This is a genomic window from Cupriavidus phytorum, assembly GCF_003254285.1.
Classification (GTDB): domain Bacteria; phylum Pseudomonadota; class Gammaproteobacteria; order Burkholderiales; family Burkholderiaceae; genus Cupriavidus; species Cupriavidus phytorum.
Map to the genome: position 1 here is coordinate 1 of NZ_QKZN01000021.1, position 20,077 is coordinate 20,077.

Genomic DNA, 20,077 nt, shown 5'->3' on the forward strand with positions numbered 1-20,077 from the left:
TAGTAGTCGGTGTGGCAGATGCCGGTGGCCTTCACTTCCACCAGCACTTCGCCGGCGCGCGGGCCGTCGAGGTCGACGTCTTCGATGGTCAGCGGCTTTCCCGCACCCCAGGCTACTGCTGCACGTGTTTTCATTGGTCGGTCCTGTCGATTGGTTCGTAGCGCGAAACTATAAGGCGAGCGGCGCGGGCAGTGGATCTGGCCCGCATGGATTTGTCCGAAATCCGACCCAAGTTGGCCGATGGCCGGGATCAGGCGTGGCTGGCGTCCCGGTCTTCGCCCTCAGGCACGACCAGCGCGCAAGCTGCGTCGCCATCGTCGCCATCGTCGCCCACGGCGAATGCGGATTCGGCGGGCGGCGCGCCCTTGTCGCGGTAGGTCGCGGGCGGCACGCCGTACTGCTTGCGGAATTCGCGTCCCAGGTGCGAGGCGTCGGCAAAGCCGCAGCTCAGCGCAATGTCGGCAACGCTGCGGTCGGAGCTGGTCAGCAGCCACGCGGCGGTGCGCAGCCGCACCTGCCTGGCGAACACCTGCGGGCTCTTGCCGGTCTCGGCCTTGAACAGGCGCTCGAGCTGCCGGGCCGACAGGTCGAGCTTGCAGGCAAGTTCCTCGAGCGGCAAGGCGCGCCCGACATGCTGCTCCATCAGCAGGATCGCGCGCTTGACCTTCGGGTGCGTGGCCGGCTCCAGGCCCGGCGGATGCGGCTGCGGCGCGTTGCCCTTCTGCATCTCGCCGACCAGCAGGATGCGCAGCGCCTTCTGCACGGTGGCATGGTCGAAGTGGCGCAGCAGGATCGCCGCGGCGACGTCGATGGACGCGCGCCCGCCCGAGCAGGTGATGCGCCGGCGGTCGATCACGAACAGGCGGTCGGCGATCAGCAGGTCGGGATCGGCCGACGGGAAGCGCTCGATGAAATCCCAGTAGTGGAACCAGCTGACGCAGGCGCGGTGACCGTCGAGCACGCCGGCGCGCATCAGCGAGAAGACCCCGGTGCAGATCCCCACCAGGGTCGCGCCGCCGCCCGCGGCGCGGCGGATGAAGTCGAGCGTCTCCGGCCCGGCCTGCGGCCCCGAGTGGAGCAGCCCGCCGACCACCACCACGTAGTCGAACGACTCGGCTTCATCGAAGGTCTCCCACGGCGCGACCTGGATCCCGCAGCTCGCGCGCACCGGCGCAAGTGTGTTGCCGATCACGCTCCAGACGCAGCGTACCGGCTTGCTGTAGTCGCCATCGTCCGCCGACAGCCGCAGCATGTCGACGAAGCCGGAAAACGCGGTCAGCGTGAAATTCGGCAGCAGCACGATGCCGAAGCGGATGCGCCGCGGCGCCGGCGCCGAGGGGGGAACGGCGGGAGCAATGGGTACGTCTGGGGTCATGGCGGCATTCATCTTGACAGGCCCGCGCGGGGCGGCGCATCCGGGTTAGCCCGGAGTCGACGGGCAGGGCAGGGACGTCGCGGTCGCCGGAAAAGTGGCATGCGGACGACGCGTTCCGCCCCCGCCGAGTCGCCAGAGTCGCCGATCGGCCCGCCGTCGACTTGCACAATTCCGACGCGAATCATCGCCAAAGCGAAATCCCGGCCGGTACGGCCAGGCTGCTGGCGCCGGCATCCCACGCCGATGCCGGTTTTGTTCTATCTGCAAATCCCGCGCTCTGCTGTACTGGCTCCCAACGACAGCACCCCAGCACCCCAGCACCCCGCAGAGAGGCAGTCAGATGAATGTCAGCGTATTCGATTTGTTCAAGATCGGCATCGGCCCCTCGAGTTCGCATACGGTCGGCCCGATGATTGCCGCGTGCCGCTTCGCATCGCATCTCGAGGATGCCAACCTGCTCGGCTTCGTGTGCCGCGTGCGGGCCGAATTGTATGGCTCGCTCGGCGCGACCGGCAAGGGCCATGGCAGCGACAAGGCGGTGCTGCTGGGCCTGGAAGGCAGCCTGCCCGACCGCATCGATCCCGATTCGATCGAGCCGCGCCTGGCGCAGATCCGCAAGGACAAGCGCATGCGGCTGCTCGGCAAGCACGAGATCGGCTTCGACGAAAAGGAGCACCTCGGCTTCTACCGTCGCCTGATGAACGGCACCGGCAGCGTGGTGCATCCCAACGGCATGCGCTTCCAGGCGTTCGACGAGCAGGGGCAGCTGCTGGTCGAGAAGGAGTATTACTCGGTCGGCGGCGGCTTCGTCGTCAACCGCGACGGCGACCGCGTCAACGGCGTGCGCGCGGCCGCGGAGGTGCCGTACCCGTTCCGCACCGGCGCCGAGCTGATGCAGGCGTGCGGCGCCAGCGGGCTGTCGATCGCCGGGCTGGTCTTTCGCAATGAATGCGCGCTGCGCCCGGCCGAGGATGTGCGCGCCGGGCTGCTGGCGATCTGGCACGCGATGGCGGCCTGCGTCGAGCGCGGCTGCAAGGTCGAGGGCGAGCTGCCCGGGCCGATGCGCGTCAAGCGCCGCGCGGCGGAACTCAACCACCGGCTGCGCACGCGCTCCGAGGAATCGCTGCGCGATCCGCTGTCGATGCTCGACTGGGTCAACCTGTACGCGATGGCGGTCAACGAAGAGAACGCCGCGGGCGGCCGCGTCGTCACCGCGCCGACCAACGGTGCGGCCGGCGTGATTCCGGCGGTGCTCCACTACTACGTGAAGTTCGTGCCCGGCTCGAACGACGACGGCATCGTCGACTTCCTGCTGACCGCGGCCGCGATCGGCATGATCTACAAGGAGACCGCGTCGATCTCCGGCGCCGAGGTCGGCTGCCAGGGCGAGGTCGGCGTGGCGTGCTCGATGGCCGCGGCGGCGCTTGCGGCGGTGATGGGCGGCACCCCCGACCAGGTCGAGAACGCCGCCGAGATCGGCATGGAGCACAACCTCGGCATGACCTGCGACCCGGTCGGCGGGCTGGTGCAGATCCCGTGCATCGAGCGCAATGCGATGGGCGCGATCAAGGCGCTCAACGCCTCGCGCATGGCGCTCAAGGGCGATGGCCAGCATTACGTGTCGCTCGACTCGGTGATCAAGACCATGCGCGAGACCGGCGCCGACATGAAGACGAAATACAAGGAGACGTCGCGCGGCGGCCTGGCCGTGAACGTCATTGAATGCTAAGGGAGTCTGGGAAATGAGCCGCTATTCGATCTTCAGCCTGTTCCGCAACGGGCTGTCGTACCACGAGAACTGGGAGAAGCAGTGGAGAAGCCCCGAGCCCAGGCGCGAGTATGACGTGGTCATCGTCGGCGGCGGCGGGCACGGCCTGGCGACCGCCTACTACCTGGCCAGGGAGCACGGCATCACCAACGTGGCAGTGCTCGAGAAAGGGTGGATCGGCGGCGGCAACACCGCGCGCAACACCACCATCGTGCGCTCCAACTACCTGTGGGACGAGTCCGCGGCGCTCTACGAAAAGGCGATGAAGCTGTGGGAGGGCCTGTCGCAGGACCTCAACTACAACGTCATGTTCAGCCAGCGCGGCGTGATGAACCTGGCGCACACACTGCAGGACGTGCGCGACACCGAGCGGCGCGTGAACGCCAACCGCCTCAACGGCGTCGACGCCGAGTTCCTGACGCCGGCGCAGGTCAAGGAGATCGAGCCCACCATCAACCTGAACAGCCGCTACCCGGTGCTGGGCGCATCGATCCAGCGCCGCGCCGGGGTGGCCCGGCACGATGCCGTGGCCTGGGGCTTCGCCCGCGGCGCCGACCGCGCCGGCGTCGACATCATCCAGAACTGCCAGGTCACCGGCATCCGCCGCGATGGCGGCGCGGTGGTCGGCGTCGACACGGTCAAGGGCTTTATCAAGGCAAAGAAGGTGGCGGTGGTCGCGGCCGGCAACACCACCACGCTGGCCGACATGGCCGGCATCCGGCTGCCGCTGGAAAGCCACCCGCTGCAGGCGCTGGTGTCCGAGCCGATCAAGCCGGTGGTCAACTCGGTGATCATGTCCAACGCGGTGCACGCCTACATCAGCCAGTCCGACAAGGGCGACCTGGTGATCGGCGCGGGCATCGACCAGTACACCGGCTTCGGCCAGCGCGGCAGCTTCCAGGTCATCGAAGGCACGCTGCAGGCCATCGTCGAGATGTTCCCGGTGTTCTCGCGCGTGCGCATGAATCGCCAGTGGGGCGGCATCGTCGACACCTCGCCCGACGCGTGCCCGATCATCAGCAAGACCGACGTGAAGGGCCTCTATTTCAACTGCGGCTGGGGCACGGGCGGGTTCAAGGCGACTCCCGGCTCCGGATGGGCGTACGCGCACACCATTGCGCGCGACCAGCCGCATGCGCTGAATGCGCCCTTTTCGCTCGACCGCTTCTATACCGGCCACCTGATCGACGAGCACGGCGCCGCCGCCGTTGCGCACTGAACGCAAGAGAGGAGCAAGACATGTTGCTGATCCAATGTCCCTGGTGCGGTCCGCGCGCCGAATCCGAGTTCTCGTGCGGCGGCGAAGCCGACATCGCGCGCCCGCTCGACACCGACAAGCTGTCCGACCGGGAATGGGGCGACTACCTGTTCATGCGCACCAATACGCGGGGCATGCATCGCGAGCAATGGAACCATGCGCAGGGCTGCCGGCGCTGGTTCAAGGTCGAGCGCGACACCGTCAGTTATGACATCAAGGGCTACGAGACCTTCGGCCAGCCCGCCGCGAACTCACAGCAAGGAAGGGAGGGCAAGCAATGAGCCAGAAAGACCGTCTCGGCACGGGCGGCCGCATCAATCGCGGCAAGCCGCTGTCCTTTACCTTCAACGGGCGCGTGTACCAGGGCTTCCAGGGCGACACGCTGGCCTCGGCGCTGCTTGCCAACGGCGTCCGCTTCGTTGCGCGCAGCTTCAAGTACCACCGCCCGCGCGGCATCATGACCGCCGACGTGGCCGAGCCGAATGCCGTGGTGCAGCTGGAGGGCGGCGCCTACACGGTGCCGAACGCGCGTGCGACGGAAATCGAGCTGTACCAGGGCCTCGTCGCGACCAGCGTGAACGCTGAGCCGGACCTGGAGCGCGACCGCATGGCGGTCAACCAGAAGTTCGCCCGCTTCATGCCCGCCGGCTTCTACTACAAGACGTTCATGTGGCCGCGCAAGATGTGGCCGAGGTACGAGGAGAAGATCCGCGAGGCGGCCGGCCTGGGCAAGGCACCCACGACGCTGGACGCCGACCGCTACGACAAATGCTACGCGCACTGCGATGTGCTCGTGGTCGGCGGCGGGCCAGCCGGCCTCGCCGCCGCGCATGCGGCGGCGGTGACCGGCGCGCGCGTGATCCTGGTCGACGACCAGTGCGAACTCGGCGGCAGCCTGCTGTCGGCGCGCGCCGACATCAATGGCAAGCCGGCATTGCAGTGGGTGGCGGAGATCGAAGGCAAGCTGCGCAAGCTGCCGGACGTGACGATCCTGTCGCGCAGCAACGCCTTCGGCTACCAGGACCACAATCTCGTCACCGTGACGCAGCGCCTGACCGACCACCTTGCGGTAGCGGCGCGCCACGGCTCGCGCGAGCTGCTGTGGAAGATCCGGGCCAAACGCGTGATCCTCGCCACCGGCGCGCACGAGCGCCCGATCGTCTTCGGCAACAACGACCTGCCGGGCGTGATGATGGCGTCGGCGGTGTCGACCTACATCCACCGCTACAGCGTGCTGCCGGGACGCGAGGCAGTGGTCTTCACCAACAACGACCGCGGCTACCAGGCGGCGCTCGACCTGAAGGCGTGCGGCGCGAAGGTGACGATCGTCGATCCGCGTGCCGCGACCAGCGGCGCGCTGCCCGCGGCTGCGAAGCGGCAGGGCGTGACCGTGATGAACGGCGCGGTGGTGGTGGCTGCCACAGGGGAGCGGCACGTCAGGTCGGTCAGCGTTGCCAGCTATGTCAATGGCAAGGTGGGCGGCAAGATGACAAAGCTCGCCTGCGACCTGGTGGCAATGTCGGGCGGCCTCAGCCCGGTGCTGCACCTGTTTGCGCAGTCCGGCGGCAAGGCGCAGTGGAGCGACGAGAAGACCTGCTTCGTACCGGGCAAGTCGATGCAGGCAGAGACCAGCGTTGGGGCGGCCGCCGGCGAGTTCAACCTCGCGCTGGCTTTGCCGCTGGCGCTCGAAGCCGGCACCGAGGCCGCAAAGGCCGCCGGCTTCGCAACCGCAAAGCCGCCGGCCGCGCCGAAGGTCACCGCCGTGGCCGAGGGCGCGCTGCTGCCGCTGTGGCTGGTCGGCAGCCGCGAGGCCGCCGCGCGCGGGCCCAAGCAGTTTGTCGATTTCCAGAACGACGTCGCGGCCTCGGACATCCTGCTGGCGGTGCGCGAGGGCTTCGAGTCGGTCGAACACGTCAAGCGCTACACCGCGATGGGGTTCGGCACCGACCAGGGCAAGCTGGGCAATATCAACGGCATGGCGATCCTGGCGCAGGCACTGGGCAAGTCGATCCCCGAGACCGGCACGACCACGTTCCGCCCCAACTACACGCCGGTGACTTTCGGCACCTTCGCGGGGCGCGAACTCGGCGATTTCCTCGACCCGGTGCGCAAGACCTGCGTGCATGAATGGCACGTCGCGCATGGCGCGCTGTTCGAGGACGTCGGCAACTGGAAGCGCCCCTGGTACTTCCCCAAGCGGGGCGAGGACCTGCATGCGGCGGTGAAGCGCGAATGCCTTGCGGTGCGCAACAGCGTCGGCATTCTCGACGCGTCGACGCTCGGCAAGATCGACATCCAGGGCCCGGACGCGGTCACGCTGCTGAACTGGATGTACACCAACCCGTGGGGCAAGCTCGAGGTCGGCAAGTGCCGCTACGGGTTGATGCTGGACGAGAACGGCATGGTGTTCGACGACGGCGTGACCGTGCGCCTGGGCGAACAGCATTTCATGATGACCACCACCACCGGCGGCGCCGCGCGCGTGCTGACATGGATGGAGCGCTGGCTGCAGACCGAGTGGCCGGACATGAAGGTGCGGCTGTCGTCGGTGACCGACCACTGGGCCACGTTCGCGGTGGTCGGCCCCAAGAGCCGCAAGGTGCTGCAGAAGGTCTGCGCCGATATCGATTTCGCCAACGCGGCGTTCCCGTTCATGAGCTACCGCAACGGCACCGTGGCCGGCGCGCGGGCACGCGTGATGCGCATCAGCTTCTCGGGCGAACTGGCCTACGAGGTCAACGTGCCGGCCAACGCCGGGCGCGCGGTGTGGGAGGCGCTGATGGCCGCCGGCGCCGAGTTCGACATCACGCCGTACGGCACCGAAACCATGCACGTGCTGCGTGCGGAGAAGGGCTACATCATCGTCGGCCAGGACACCGACGGCTCGGTTACGCCGTATGACCTCGGCATGGGCGGGCTGGTGGCGAAGTCGAAGGACTTCCTCGGCAAGCGCTCGCTGACGCGCTCGGATACGGCCAAGGAGGGCCGCAAGCAGTTCGTTGGCCTGCTGACCGACGATGCGCAATTCGTGCTGCCCGAGGGCGCGCAGATCGTCGCGCCGGACACGCGCGTGTCGACCACCGAGCCGACGCCGATGATCGGCCACGTGACCTCGAGCTACTACAGCCCGATCCTGCAGCGCTCGATCGCGCTGGCCGTGGTCAAGGGCGGGCTGGGCAAGATGGGCGAGAGCGTCGCGATCCCGCTGGCCGATGGCCGCCGCGTGAACGCGAAGATTTCCAGCCCGGTTTTCTACGATAGCGAAGGAGTGCGCCAGAATGTGGAATGAACAAGGCATTGCTACCGCGCTGGCCGATGCGCCGGTGCCGACCGCCCGCACGCGCGAGGTGCGCCTGGAGTCGCCGCTGGTCGGCGCCGCCGGCCTGCTGGAAGCGCCGCACCTGCGCGGCTCGATGTACTTCACCGTGCGCGAGCGGCAGTTCCTCGACCTGGTGATGGTGCGCGGCGAGCTGGCCGATCCGGCCTTCGTCGATGCGTTCGAGGGTGTGGTGGGCTGCAGTCCGCCGGCGGCGCCCAACACGGTCGCGCACGGCGCCGGCTACGACGTGCTGTGGCTGGGCCCGGACGAATGGCTGGTGCGCTCCAGCGAGCCGGTGGCGGCCGGCGTGCTGGAGGGCAAGCTGGCCCCGGCCATCGCCGGCTCGTACTCCGCCGCGGTCGACGTCGGCAGCGGCTATACGGTGGTCGAGATCAGCGGCGACCGTGTGCGCGACGTGCTGGCGCGGGGCTGCCCGCTGGACCTGCATCCGCGCGTGTTCGGCACCGGGCAGTGCGCGCAGAGCCATTACTTCAAGGCGCCCGTCATCCTGCTGCCGACCGGCGACGACCGCTTCGAGGTCGTGGTGCGGCGCAGCTTCGCCGACTACTTCTGCCGCATCCTGCTCGACGCGGCGACGCCGCTGCTGTCATGAAGCCGGTCGAGCAGGTGTTCAGCGAGCGGCAGCCGGGACTCGATGGCCTCGATGGTCTTGATGCGCCGCTGCTGCCGGGGCGGGGCTGGAGCGTCTTTGTCGATGCCCTGACGGTGCCGGCGCGCATCGGCATCCACGCGCACGAGCATGACGCGCCGCAGCCGGTGGTGATCGACGCGCGCCTGGGCTACCGGCGCGAGCCCAGCGAAGCGTCCGAGTGGATCGACTACGAGGACTATTGCGCGCGCATCGCCACGTTCCTGGGGGGCAAGCCGCATACGCGGCTGCTCGAGACCCTGGTGGCCGACATCGCGGAGCTGTCGTTCCGCGAATGGCCGGCGCTCGACACCCTGACCCTGGCGGCGCACAAGCCGAAGATCCGGCCGGGCACGCAGCGCGTCGGCGTCGAGCTGGAATGGACCCGCGCCGACTACCTGCGCCGCACCGGCAAGCCTGGCTGAGCCCGACCGGCAAGATGGCGGCGCCGGCCAAGCGCGCGTCGGTTTTGGCATGCAGCCAACACCGCGATGGAGACTACTCTCGTAGGCGCGCCGCTGCCGTGCCGATCGGCGTGGCGGCGCGCGCCACGACACCAGGAGGAAATCCAATGAAAAGAGTCACGCCCGGACTGATCATTGCGCTGACCATTGCGCTGCTATGTGCCACACCCGGCTTTGCCCAAAGCAGCGTGACGCTGTACGGCATCATCGACGAAGGCATCAACTACACCAACAATGTCGGCGGCGACCGGCTGGTGGAGATGCAGAGCGGCTTCGCCCAGGGCAGCCGCTGGGGGCTGAGGGGCTCGGAAGACCTGGGCGGCGGCGTCAAGGCGCTGTTCCAGCTGGAGAACGGCTTCAATGCCAGCACCGGCAGGGCGGCACAGGGTGGGGTGATGTTTGGCCGGCAGGCCTATGTCGGGCTGTCCGACGACCGGCTCGGCACCGTTACGCTGGGGCGCCAGTACGATTCCGTGATCGACTACCTGGCACAGACCACCGTGGTCGGCAACTGGGGCGGCTACCTGTTCGGCCACCCTTACGACAACGACAACATGGTCTACTCGTTCCGCGTCAACAACACGGTCAAGTACACCAGCCCCACGCTTGGCGGCTTCCAGTTCGGCGGCACCTATAGCTTCAGCAACGACACCAACTTTGCCAACAACCGCCAGGTCGGTGCGGGCATGCAGTACGCGAGCGGCGGCTGGCTGCTGGCGGCGGCCTACCTGCAGGCGGACAACCCGTCGGCGACGGCCAACGGTGCCATCAGCGCCGGCGGCGACCAGAACTTCCTGGCCCGGCGCCTGCGTATCTTCGGCGCCGGGGTCAACTACACCTTCGGTGCCGCGACGGCGGGCTTTGCCTACTCGAACACCAACCTGACGCAGCCACTGTCGACCTCGTACATCTCCGGTTCGATCCTGCCCGCCACCGGCACGCTGGACGCGCTCAAGTTCCAGAACTTCGAATTCAACTTCAAGTACCAGTTCACGCCGGCGTTCTATGCCGGCGCGGTCTACACGCTGACCACGGAGAAGTTCCAGGCGTCGTCGGGGGAGGCCAAGCCCAGGGTGCACAGCATCGGCCTGATGGCCGACTACAACTTCTCGAAGCGGACCGACGTCTACCTGCAGGGCGTCTACCAGCGCGTCAGCGGCGACCGGACCGGCACGGCACTGGACCGGGCCTATATCCCCGGCGCGGCCGATGCGTCGTCGACCTCGAGCCAGGTGCTGGTGCGGGCCGCGATCCGCCACAAGTTCTGAGCCGGCGGCGGCGATGTCGGTCCTGCTCAAGCCGGCGTCGGATTTTGCACAGGGCGCCGCGGCGCTGCGCACTACTCTCGAACACGCATGCCGTGGAAGCCGCGCCGACGGGCGCGGGCACGGCAAGCGCTAACGAGACATGGAGACGAAGCGATGAGCAACAACCGGGGTGTCGTTTATCTTGGACCGGGCAAGGTCGCGGTGCAGAACATCGACTATCCGAAGATGGTCGATCCCAGCGGTCGCGCGATCGGCCACGGCGTGATCCTCAAGGTGGTGACGACGAATATCTGCGGCTCTGACCAGCACATGGTGCGCGGCCGCACCACCGCGGAAGTGGGCCTCGTGCTCGGCCATGAAATTACCGGCGAGGTGATCGAGATCGGCCGCGACGTCGAGACCCTGAAGATCGGCGACCTGGTCTCGGTGCCGTTCAATGTCGCCTGCGGCCGCTGCGCGATGTGCAAGGAGCAGCATACCGGTGTCTGCCTGAGCGTCAATCCGTCGCGCGCCGGCGGTGCCTACGGCTACGTCGACATGGGTGGCTGGATCGGCGGGCAGTCCGAGTACGTGATGGTGCCGTACGCCGACTTCAACCTGCTCAAGTTCCCCGACCGGGACCAGGCAATGGCAAAGATCCGCGACCTGACCTGCCTGTCGGACATCCTGCCGACCGGCTACCACGGCGCCGTCACCGCCGGCGTGAAGCCGGGCTCGACCGTCTACATAGCCGGCGCGGGACCGGTCGGCATGGCGGCCGCGGCGTCGGCGCGCCTGCTGGGCGCGGCCTGCACCATCGTCGGCGACATGAACCCGGCGCGCCTGGCCCACGCCAGGGCGATGGGGTTCGAGGTGGTCGACCTGTCGCAGGACGCAACGCTGGGCGAGCAGATCGCTGCCATCCTCGGCACGCCCGAGATCGACTGCGCGGTCGATTGCGTGGGCTTCGAGGCCCACGGCCACGGCGCCTCGGGCCATGTGGAGGAGGCACCCGCGACGGTGCTGAACTCGCTGATGGAAATCACGCGGCCCGCGGGCGCGATCGGCATCCCGGGCCTCTACGTGACCGACGATCCGGGTGCGAAGGACGCCGCGGCGCGACGCGGCAGCCTGAGCCTGCGTTTCGGCCTCGGCTGGGCCAAGTCGCATTCCTTCCATACCGGGCAGACGCCGGTGGTGAAGTACAACCGCAACCTGATGCAGGCCATCCTGCACAACCGCCTGCCGATCGCCGAGATCGTCAACGTGTCGGTGATTTCACTGGACCAGGCGCCGCAAGGCTACCAGCAGTTCGACGGCGGCGCGCCGCGCAAATTCGTCATCGATCCGCACGGGATGCTGGCGGCGTGACTGGGTAATACGCCGCGGCGTAACTGTGCCAGCGGTTTTCTCCCTCTCCCGCTTGCGGGAGAGGGGAGCAAACCAGCGTGCTGCCTTCCTTCAGGCATGCATCACCGCCGCAAACCTCTGCCCCTGCCCATGCAACGGGGCCTTCGCCAGCGGCGCCGCCTGCGCCCTGCGCTCGCGCGTGGGCGCTACCCCGAACGCCTCGCGATAGCTCTTGCTGAAATGGCACGCCGACTGGAAACCGCACGCCATCGTGATATGCATGATCGACATGTCGGTCTGCAGCAGCAGCTCGCGCGCACGCCGTAGCCGCAGCGTCAGGTAATAGTGCGTCGGCGTCATGCCGAGGTGGTCGCGGAACAGCCGCTGCAGCTGCCGCTGCGACATCATCGCCAGGCGCGCCAGTTCCTCGCGCGACAACGGCTCCTCGATGTTGTTCTCCATCAGCGCGATCACCTCGAACAGCGACTTGTTCGCCGAACCGAGCCGCGCCACCAGCGGCATCTTCTGCTGGGCGCTGGTGTCGCGCACATGCTCGACGATGAACTGCTCGGCGATCTGCGTGACGCGGCCAGTGCCGACGCGCGCGGCGATAAGGTACAGCATCATGTCGAGCGGCGCGACGCCGCCGGTGCAGGTCACGCGGTCGCGGTCGATCACGAACAGTTCCTTCAGGAAACGCGTGCCGGGAAACTCTTCCTTCAGCGCCGACATGTTCTCCCAGTGGATGGCGCAGGCATAGCCCGACAGCAATCCCGCCTTGGCCAGCGCGTACGTGCCGGTGCACAGGCTGCCGAGCATCAGCCCCTCGCGCGCGGCGCGGCGCAGCGTCGACAGGTGGCCGGCGCCGGTGGCGCGCTGCACGTCGATGCCGCCGCAGACGAACACGATGTCCGGCCGATCGATGCTGTCGGCCGCGCGCGTGTCGATGGTCAGGCCGTTGCTCGCCGTCACCGGGCCGCCATCGGGGCTGATGACTGACCAGCGGTAGAGCTCCTGTCCGCTCAGGTAGTTGGCCATGCGCAGCACTTCGATCGCGTTGGTGAACGCGATCATCGTGAAGTTGGGCAGAGGCATGAACGCAAAGTGGGACAGCGACGCGGTTCGGTCGGTGGACATTGGGGGCGTTCCTTGGTTTCTGGCGGGCTTTATGGCCTTGGGGAAAGGCTCGGTGCCGTCTATCGATATTCATAATGCGCGCGCAACAAACGTGCCATACGGCGAAACCCTAGCCAGGCTGACGGTGACCCGCCGCAAGCGCCGCAATGCCGCGAATGCATAACGCGCGCACCACGCCGCAGCGGTGCACGGCACCGGTGCGGTGCATTGAAATCGGGCAGGGGCACGGGTTGGCAACCGGCCGGTCGTCGCGCCGGCGGCCGCATGCGGCACAAGGCGAGCCGATGCGTTGCGCGACCCACTTGTCCAAATCGGACGCGAATGGCGGAAATGGAAAAGAACGCGTCTGAATTCACCAACCGGCCAAAAACGCGAACGACAAGAATAGATCCGTCGGCACCGCTGCGCCGAACGGGCAAGTCCCCGGGCGCAGCGGGCGCCTCGCCCCGTCAGCAGCCCATTCAATCAGCTACGGAAACCCTATGTCGAACACCAAGTCTTTCTTTTCGCAGCCCCTGGCCGAGCGCGACTCGCGGGTGCGCGGCGCACTCGTGAAGGAACTCGAGCGGCAGCAGTCGCAGGTCGAACTGATCGCGTCGGAGAACATCGTCTCGCGCGCGGTGCTCGAAGCGCAGGGCTCGGTGCTGACCAACAAATACGCCGAGGGCTATCCGGGCAAGCGCTACTACGGCGGCTGCGAATTCGCGGATGAAGTCGAGGCGCTCGCCATCGACCGCGTCAAGCAGCTCTTCAACGCCGGCTTCGCCAACGTGCAGCCGCACTCCGGCGCGCAGGCCAACGGCTCGGTGATGCTGGCGCTGGCCCGGCCGGGCGACACCGTGCTGGGCATGTCGCTCGATGCCGGCGGCCACCTGACCCATGGCGCCAGGCCCGCGCTGTCGGGCAAGTGGTTCAACGCGGTGCAGTACGGCGTGAACCGCGACACCATGCTGATCGACTACGACCAGGTCGAAGCGCTCGCGCACGAGCACAAGCCCAGCCTGATCATCGCCGGCTTCTCGGCCTACCCGCGCCAGCTGGATTTCGCCCGCTTCCGCGCCATCGCCGACAGCGTCGGCGCCAGGCTGATGGTCGACATGGCGCACATCGCCGGCGTGATCGCCGCGGGCCGCCACGCCAACCCGGTCGGGCATGCGCACGTCGTCACCTCGACCACGCACAAGACCCTGCGCGGCCCGCGCGGCGGCTTCGTGCTGACCAACGACGAGGAGATCGCGAAGAAGATCAACTCGGCCGTGTTCCCCGGCCTGCAGGGCGGCCCGCTGATGCATGTGATCGCGGCCAAGGCGGTCGCGTTCGGCGAGGCGCTGCAGCCGGAGTTCAAGACCTATATCGACAACGTGCTGGCGAACGCGCAGGCGCTCGGCGAAGTGCTGAAGGAGGGCGGCGTCGACCTGGTCACGGGCGGCACCGACAACCACCTGCTGCTGGTCGACTTGCGCCCCAAGGGGCTCAAGGGCGCGCAGGTCGAGCAGGCGCTCGAGCGTGCCGGCATCACCTGCAACAAGAACGGCATTCCGTTCGACACCGAGAAGCCGACCATTACGTCGGGCATCCGGCTGGGCGCGCCGGCCGCCACCACGCGCGGCTTCGGCGTCGCCGAATTCCGCCAGGTCGGCCGGCTGATCCTGGAGGTGTTCGAGGCGCTGCGCGCGAACCCGGAAGGCGATCCGGCCACCGAGCAGCGCGTGCGAGGCGAGATCTTCGCGCTGTGCGACCGCTTCCCGATCTACTGAACCCCGACAAGACCCGCGCCAAGGAGTGGAGCAACCCATGAGCCCGCTGCACGAAGACAGCATCATCATCGACGGCCTGAACATCTCGAAGTTCGAGCGGTCCGTGTTCGAAGACATGCGCAAGGGCGGTGTCACCGCCGCGAACTGCACCGTCTCGGTCTGGGAGAATTTCACCAAGACCGTCGACAACATCGCGCAGATGAAACAGCAGATCCGCGCGCACGGCGAGCTGCTGACGCTGGTGCGCAGCACCGACGACATCCTGCGCGCCAAGCGCGAAGGCAAGACCGGCGTGATTCTCGGCTTCCAGAACGCGCATGCGTTCGAGGACAACCTGGGCTATATCGAGGCGTTCGCCGACATGGGCGTGCGCGTGGTGCAGCTCTGCTACAACACGCAGAACCTGGTCGGCACCGGTTGCTACGAGCGCGACGGCGGGCTGTCCGATTTCGGCCGCGAAGTGATCACCGAGATGAACCGCGTCGGCATCATGGTCGACCTGTCGCATGTCGGCGGCAACACCTCGTCCGAAGCCATCGCCTTCTCGAACAAGCCGGTCTGCTATTCGCACTGCCTGCCGTCCGGGCTGAAGGAGCATCCGCGCAACAAGAGCGACGCGCAGCTCAGGGAGATCGCCGATGCCGGCGGCTTCGTCGGCGTGACCATGTTCGCGCCGTTCCTGAAGCGCGGCATCGACGCGACGGTCGACGACTACATCGAGGCGATCGACTACGTGGTAAACCTGGTCGGCGAGGATGCGGTCGGCATCGGCACCGACTTCACGCAGGGCTACAGCACCGAGTTCTTCGACATGCTGACGCACGACAAGGGCCGCTACCGCCGCCTGACCAACTTCGGCAAGGTGGTCAATCCCGAAGGCATCCGCACCATCGGCGAATTCCCCAACCTGACCGCGGCGATGGAGCGCGCGGGCTGGAAGGCGTCGCGCATCCGCAAGATCATGGGCGAGAACTGGGTGCGGGTGTTCAGGGAAGTCTGGGGCGCCTGAGTCGCCCGACGCCAGCGACAGCTTTTTTCCAAGCGATTCACGACAAACGGGACGTGTCTGCGCACCGCGCGGGCACGCGGGCAATGCCGCGCCTGCGCCACGACGCGAGCGGCGAACTCATCCTCACGGAGCCACCACCATGCAACCGCAACTGCCGATCGACGTCAATCCCGATACCGGCGTCTGGACCACCGATGCGCTGCCGATGCTGTACGTCCCGCGCCATTTCTTCACCAACAACCACGTTGCCGTGGAAGAGACGCTCGGTGTCGAGGCGTACGCCGAGATCCTCTACAAGGCCGGCTACAAGTCGGCCTACCACTGGTGCGACAAGGAGGCCCAGCTGCACGGCCTGGCCGGCATGGCGGTGTACGAGCACTACCTGAAGCGGCTGTCGCAGCGCGGCTGGGGCCTGTTCTCGCTGCTCGAAGCCGATCCGGCGACGGCGCATGCGCGCATCGCGCTGCACCACTCGTCGTTCGTGCTGGCGCAGCCGGGCAAGGAAGGCAAGCTCTGCTACATGTTCGCCGGCTGGTTCGCCGGTGCGATGGACTGGGTCAACGACACCGCGCCGGCCGGCACGGGCGGGCCGCGCGCGCAATCGAAGGAAACGCAGTGCGCGGCCGAGGGCCACGAGCATTGCGTGTTCGAGGTGTCGGCGATCGCGCACTGAGCGCGCGCCAGGACCGCCTTCCGCCGCAACACCAAGACGCAACACCAAGACATACGAACGCCAGAGGTCGCCTGCGATGCGCTATCCCCACCTGTTCAAACCCCTGCAGCTCAACCAGCTGACGCTGCGCAACCGGATCGTCAGCACCGCGCACGCCGAGGTCTACGCCGAACCGGACGGCCTGCCGGGCGACCGCTACCTGCGCTACTACGAAGAAAAGGCGAAGGGGGGCGTCGGCCTGGCGATCTGCGGCGGCTCCAGCCCGGTATCGATCGACAGCCCGCAGGGCTGGTGGAAGTCGGTGAACCTGGCCACCGACCGCATCGTCGAGCCGCTGTCCCGGCTGGCGGAGACCATGCATCGGCATGGCGCGAAGATCATGATCCAGGCCACCCATATGGGCCGCCGCTCGGCGTTCCACGGCGAGCACTGGCCGCACCTGATGTCGCCGTCGGGCGTGCGCGAGCCGGTGCACCGCGGCAACGCCAAGATCATCGAGGTGGAGGAGATCCGCCGCATCATCGCCGATTTCGCCACCGCGGCGAAGCGGGTCAAGGACGCCGGCATGGACGGCATCGAGATCTCGGCCGCGCACCAGCACCTGATCGACCAGTTCTGGAGCCCGCGCACCAACTTCCGCACCGACGAGTGGGGCGGCAGCCTGCAGAACCGCCTGCGCTTCGGCGTGGAGGTGTTGCAGGCGGTGCGCGAGGCGGTCGGCAAGGATTTCTGCGTCGGCCTGCGCATGTGCGGCGACGAGTTCCACGAGGACGGGCTCGACCACCAGCAGCTCAAGGAGATCGCGCAGGCGATGTCGGAGTCGGGACTGATCGACTACCTCGGCGTGATCGGCTCCGGCGCGGACACGCACAACACCCTGGCCAACTGCATGCCGCCGATGGCGCTGCCGCCCGAGCCGTTCGTGCACCTGGCCGCGGGCATCAAGTCGGTGGTCAAGATCCCGGTGATGCACGCGCAGAGCATCCGCGACGCGGGGCAGGCCGAGCGCCTGCTCGCCAGCGGCATGGTCGACCTGGTCGGCATGACGCGCGCGCAGATGGCCGACCCGCACATGGTCATCAAGATCCGCGACGGCCGCGAGGACGAGATCAAGCAATGCGTCGGCGCGAACTACTGCATCGACCGCCAGTACAACGGCCTCGACGTGCTGTGCGTGCAGAACGCCGCCACCTCGCGCGAAGCCACCATGCCCCACGTGATCGAGAAATCGCGAGGGCCCAAGCGCAAGGTGGTGGTGGTCGGCGCGGGCCCGGCAGGCCTGGAGGCGGCGCGGGTGGCGCGCTCGCGCGGCCACGACGTGGTGCTGTTCGAGAAGAACGCCGAGGTCGGCGGGCAGATCATGCTGGCGTCGAAGGCGCCGCAGCGCGAGCAGATGGCCGGCATCGTGCGCTGGTTCGACATGGAAACCAGGCGCCTCGGCGTCGAGCGCCGGCTCGGCGTGGAGGCCGATGCAAAGATGATCATGGCCGAAAAGCCGGACATCATCGTGCTCGCCACGGGCGGCCGCGCCTTCTCCGACCAGGTGCCCGCGTGGGGCGTCGCGGAAGGGCTGGCCGTCAGCTCGTGGGAGGTGCTGTCCGGGCGCGTCGAGGCGAAGCAGAACGTGCTGGTCTACGACGGCGTCAGCACGCATGCGGGCGCCGGCGTTGCCGATTACCTGGCCAGCCGCGGCGCCAAGGTCGAGATCGTTACGCCCGACGTGAAGGTCGCCGACGATTGCGGCGGCACCACCTTCCCGATCTTCTACCGCCGCCTGTATGCGCAGGGCGTGATCCATACGCCCAACTACTGGCTCGACCGGGTCTACGAGGAAGACGGAAAGAAGATCGCGGTGCTGCGCAACGAGTATACGGAGGAACTCGAGGAGCGCGCGGTCGACCAGGTCGTGATCGAGAACGGCTCGACGCCGAACGACGCGCTCTACTGGAAGCTCAAGCCGGAATCGCTCAACCGCGGCCAGGTCGACGTGCACAAGCTGTTTGCCGCCGAGCCGCAGCCGTGCCTGTCGGAGACGCTGGGCAACGGCCGCTTCCTGTTGTTCCGCGTTGGCGACTGCATCTCGATGCACAACATCCACGGCGCGATCTACGACGCGCTGCGCCTCGTCAAGGACTTCTGACCATGCAACCATCCTTGCTGATTACCGTCCTGCTGTGGCTGTCGGTGGCGGGGCTGGCCTTTGCGCTGCTGCGGCGCGCGTCGTACTGGCGCGTGGGGCGCGCGGCCGCGCCCGGCTCGGCCGGCCTCGCCAACCTGTTCGCGATCCCCAAGCGCTATTTCGTCGACCTGCACCACGTGGTGGCGCGCGATCCGTATATCGCCAGGACGCACGTGGCCACGGCGGGCGGGGCGATCGCCGCGCTGGCGCTGGTGTTCGTCAATTACGGGCTGGCAATCTATTCGCCATGGCTGGACAAGCTGATCCTGGTCGCGGCGCTGGCGATGCTGGTCGGCGCGGTCTTCGTCTGGCGCCGGCGCAAGGCGAAGGATGTGCCGGCGCGCCTGTCGAAGGGGCCATGGAATACGCTGCCGTGGCTGCTCGGCGCGTTCGCGCTCGGCCTGGCACTGTACACGGTGGTTCCCGCCGAAATCATGTCGGGCGCGTTCGCAGTGCTGTGCGCACTGCTGATCGGCATCGGCGCCTTCGCGATGACGGTCGGCGCCGCCACGGGCGGACCGATGAAGCATGCGATGGCGGGGCTGCTGCACCTGGCCTTCCATCCGCGCCAGGAGCGCTTCGCCGCGACGCCCGACTCGTATACCGGAAGCGGCACCGCCACGCCGCCGACGGCACTGAAGCTGCCCGACATCGAGCACAAGGAATACGGCGTCGCCAAACCGGTCGAGTTCCGCTGGAACCAGCTGCTGAGCTTCGACGCCTGCGTGCAGTGCGGCAAGTGCGAGGCGGCGTGTCCCGCCTTCGCCTCCGGCCAGCCGCTGAACCCGAAGAAGCTGATCCAGGACCTGGTGGTCGGCATGGCGGGCGGCACCGATGCCGCCTACGCCGGCAGCCCGACCCCGGGGATCCCGGTCGGCCAGCACCGCGGCCAGCCCGACGGAACCATCGTGTCGGGCCTGATCGAGGCGCAGACGCTGTGGTCGTGCACCACCTGCCGTGCCTGCGTGCAGGAATGCCCGATGCTGATCGAGCACGTCGACGCGATCGTCGACATGCGCCGCAACCAGACGCTGGTGCACGGCACCGTGCCGGGCAAGGGCGCCGAAGTGCTGGCGAACCTGCGCGAGACCGGCACCATGGGCGGCTACGACAAGGCGGCGCGCTACGACTGGTCGGTGGACCTGAATGCACCGGTGGCGCGTCCGGACAAGGCGGTCGAGGTGCTGGTGGTGGCCGGCGAGGGCGGCTTCGACATGCGCTACCAGCGTACCCTGCGCGCGCTGGTCAAGGTGCTGAACAAGGCCGGCGTCGACTACGCCGTGCTGGGCGAGGTCGAGACCGACACCGGCGATGTCGCGCGCCGGCTCGGTGACGAGGCCACCTTCCAGCAACTGGCCAGGCACCTGATCGGCACGCTCGGCACGCTGTCGTTCAAGCAGATCGTGACCGCGGACCCGCACGTGATGCACAGCCTGCGCAATGAATACCGTGCGCTGGGGCTGCGGGCCACGGTCAAGCATCACACCACCTATATGGCCGAGCTCGCGGCGAGCGGACTGATCGCGCCCAGGGCAGTGGAAGCCCTGAGCGACAAGCGCACCACGTATCACGATCCGTGCTACCTCGGCCGCTACAACGGCGAGACCGAGGCGCCGCGCAAGCTGCTCAAGACCATCGGCATCCAGGTGGTCGAGATGGAACGCCACGGCATGCGCGGCCGCTGCTGCGGCGGTGGCGGCGGCGCGCCGCTGACCGACATCCCGGGCAAGCAGCGCATTCCCGATATCCGCATCGCCGATGCGCGCGCGGTGGGCGCGGAAGTGGTCGCGGTCGGATGCCCGAACTGCACCGCGATGCTCGAGGGCGTGGTCGGTCCGCGGCCCGACGTGCTCGACGTGGCTGAACTGGTTGCGGCCTCCCTGGAGTAAATC

15 protein-coding genes and 1 pseudogene are annotated in these 20,077 nt (G+C 67.8%); 13 read left to right on the top strand and 3 right to left on the bottom strand.

Annotated elements, in window-relative coordinates:
• Together C7416_RS27895 and C7416_RS27900 are read right to left on the bottom strand one after the other, a co-directional pair.
• Positions 1-134, bottom strand: a pseudogene (locus tag C7416_RS27895) (S-(hydroxymethyl)glutathione dehydrogenase); the annotation flags it as partial.
• A gap of 116 nt (positions 135-250) precedes the next feature.
• On the bottom strand, positions 251-1,375 hold the full coding sequence (locus C7416_RS27900; RefSeq protein WP_240988345.1) for a GlxA family transcriptional regulator: 1,125 nt from the start codon (positions 1,373-1,375) through the stop codon (positions 251-253).
• A 340-nt stretch (positions 1,376-1,715) separates the two neighbouring features.
• On the opposite strand from C7416_RS27900, the gene C7416_RS27905 reads away from it, so the two are divergent.
• From C7416_RS27905 to fdhA, 8 genes are all read left to right on the top strand, one after another.
• Complete coding sequence (locus tag C7416_RS27905; protein ID WP_111521866.1) at positions 1,716-3,104, top strand: L-serine ammonia-lyase; 1,389 nt, start codon at positions 1,716-1,718, stop codon at positions 3,102-3,104.
• 13 nt (positions 3,105-3,117) lie between these two features.
• Positions 3,118-4,362: a sarcosine oxidase subunit beta family protein gene (locus C7416_RS27910; protein WP_111521867.1), complete on the top strand. Its 1,245-nt coding sequence runs from the start codon at positions 3,118-3,120 to the stop codon at positions 4,360-4,362.
• Positions 4,363-4,382: 20 nt separating this feature from the next.
• Positions 4,383-4,682, top strand: a complete 300-nt coding sequence (locus tag C7416_RS27915) for a sarcosine oxidase subunit delta (protein ID WP_111521868.1) — start codon at positions 4,383-4,385, stop codon at positions 4,680-4,682.
• Positions 4,679-7,690 (top strand): sarcosine oxidase subunit alpha family protein, encoded by a 3,012-nt coding sequence (locus C7416_RS27920; RefSeq protein WP_111521869.1) that lies wholly within the window; start codon positions 4,679-4,681, stop codon positions 7,688-7,690. Before C7416_RS27915 ends, C7416_RS27920 begins: the two co-directional genes overlap by 4 nt.
• Positions 7,680-8,333, top strand: a complete 654-nt coding sequence (locus C7416_RS27925) for a sarcosine oxidase subunit gamma (protein WP_240988346.1) — start codon at positions 7,680-7,682, stop codon at positions 8,331-8,333. The genes C7416_RS27920 and C7416_RS27925 overlap by 11 nt, the downstream gene beginning before the upstream one ends.
• The gene (locus C7416_RS27930) at positions 8,330-8,794 is read left to right on the top strand and encodes a dihydroneopterin aldolase (protein WP_111521870.1); all 465 of its coding nucleotides are present in this window, start codon (positions 8,330-8,332) and stop codon (positions 8,792-8,794) included. Before C7416_RS27925 ends, C7416_RS27930 begins: the two co-directional genes overlap by 4 nt.
• Before the next feature lie 146 nt (positions 8,795-8,940).
• Positions 8,941-10,101 carry a porin gene (locus C7416_RS27935; RefSeq protein ID WP_111521871.1) on the top strand — a complete coding sequence of 387 codons (1,161 nt, stop codon included), beginning with the start codon at positions 8,941-8,943 and terminating at the stop codon, positions 10,099-10,101.
• A 153-nt stretch (positions 10,102-10,254) separates the two neighbouring features.
• Complete coding sequence (gene fdhA, locus C7416_RS27940) at positions 10,255-11,451, top strand: formaldehyde dehydrogenase, glutathione-independent (RefSeq protein ID WP_111521872.1); 1,197 nt, start codon at positions 10,255-10,257, stop codon at positions 11,449-11,451.
• A gap of 90 nt (positions 11,452-11,541) precedes the next feature.
• On the opposite strand, the gene C7416_RS27945 is transcribed toward fdhA, so the two are convergent.
• Positions 11,542-12,567 (bottom strand): GlxA family transcriptional regulator, encoded by a 1,026-nt coding sequence (locus tag C7416_RS27945; RefSeq protein ID WP_111521873.1) that lies wholly within the window; start codon positions 12,565-12,567, stop codon positions 11,542-11,544.
• 482 nt (positions 12,568-13,049) lie between these two features.
• On the opposite strand from C7416_RS27945, the gene C7416_RS27955 reads away from it, so the two are divergent.
• The 5 genes from C7416_RS27955 (at position 13,050) to C7416_RS27975 (ending at position 20,074) form a co-directional block, all read left to right on the top strand.
• Positions 13,050-14,324: a serine hydroxymethyltransferase gene (locus C7416_RS27955; RefSeq protein ID WP_111521875.1), complete on the top strand. Its 1,275-nt coding sequence runs from the start codon at positions 13,050-13,052 to the stop codon at positions 14,322-14,324.
• A gap of 37 nt (positions 14,325-14,361) precedes the next feature.
• On the top strand, positions 14,362-15,333 hold the full coding sequence (locus C7416_RS27960) for a dipeptidase (protein WP_111521876.1): 972 nt from the start codon (positions 14,362-14,364) through the stop codon (positions 15,331-15,333).
• A 139-nt stretch (positions 15,334-15,472) separates the two neighbouring features.
• A complete protein-coding gene (locus tag C7416_RS27965; RefSeq protein WP_111521877.1) occupies positions 15,473-16,006 on the top strand; it encodes a DUF5943 domain-containing protein in 534 nt (177 codons plus the stop codon).
• Between the two features lie 76 nt (positions 16,007-16,082).
• Positions 16,083-18,146, top strand: coding sequence for an NADH:flavin oxidoreductase (locus tag C7416_RS27970; RefSeq protein ID WP_111521878.1), 2,064 nt, complete (start codon positions 16,083-16,085; stop codon positions 18,144-18,146).
• 2 nt (positions 18,147-18,148) lie between these two features.
• On the top strand, positions 18,149-20,074 hold the full coding sequence (locus C7416_RS27975; RefSeq protein ID WP_111521879.1) for a (Fe-S)-binding protein: 1,926 nt from the start codon (positions 18,149-18,151) through the stop codon (positions 20,072-20,074).
• Positions 20,075-20,077 lie beyond the last annotated feature (3 nt).

Coding starts and splice junctions, on each gene's coding strand:
- C7416_RS27900 (WP_240988345.1), bottom strand. CDS start 1,375: ATGACCCCAGACGTACCCATTGCTCCCGCCGTTCCCCCCTCGGCGCCG.
- C7416_RS27905 (WP_111521866.1), top strand. CDS start 1,716: ATGAATGTCAGCGTATTCGATTTGTTCAAGATCGGCATCGGCCCCTCG.
- C7416_RS27910 (WP_111521867.1), top strand. CDS start 3,118: ATGAGCCGCTATTCGATCTTCAGCCTGTTCCGCAACGGGCTGTCGTAC.
- C7416_RS27915 (WP_111521868.1), top strand. CDS start 4,383: ATGTTGCTGATCCAATGTCCCTGGTGCGGTCCGCGCGCCGAATCCGAG.
- C7416_RS27920 (WP_111521869.1), top strand. CDS start 4,679: ATGAGCCAGAAAGACCGTCTCGGCACGGGCGGCCGCATCAATCGCGGC.
- C7416_RS27925 (WP_240988346.1), top strand. CDS start 7,680: ATGTGGAATGAACAAGGCATTGCTACCGCGCTGGCCGATGCGCCGGTG.
- C7416_RS27930 (WP_111521870.1), top strand. CDS start 8,330: ATGAAGCCGGTCGAGCAGGTGTTCAGCGAGCGGCAGCCGGGACTCGAT.
- C7416_RS27935 (WP_111521871.1), top strand. CDS start 8,941: ATGAAAAGAGTCACGCCCGGACTGATCATTGCGCTGACCATTGCGCTG.
- fdhA (WP_111521872.1), top strand. CDS start 10,255: ATGAGCAACAACCGGGGTGTCGTTTATCTTGGACCGGGCAAGGTCGCG.
- C7416_RS27945 (WP_111521873.1), bottom strand. CDS start 12,567: ATGTCCACCGACCGAACCGCGTCGCTGTCCCACTTTGCGTTCATGCCT.
- C7416_RS27955 (WP_111521875.1), top strand. CDS start 13,050: ATGTCGAACACCAAGTCTTTCTTTTCGCAGCCCCTGGCCGAGCGCGAC.
- C7416_RS27960 (WP_111521876.1), top strand. CDS start 14,362: ATGAGCCCGCTGCACGAAGACAGCATCATCATCGACGGCCTGAACATC.
- C7416_RS27965 (WP_111521877.1), top strand. CDS start 15,473: ATGCAACCGCAACTGCCGATCGACGTCAATCCCGATACCGGCGTCTGG.
- C7416_RS27970 (WP_111521878.1), top strand. CDS start 16,083: ATGCGCTATCCCCACCTGTTCAAACCCCTGCAGCTCAACCAGCTGACG.
- C7416_RS27975 (WP_111521879.1), top strand. CDS start 18,149: ATGCAACCATCCTTGCTGATTACCGTCCTGCTGTGGCTGTCGGTGGCG.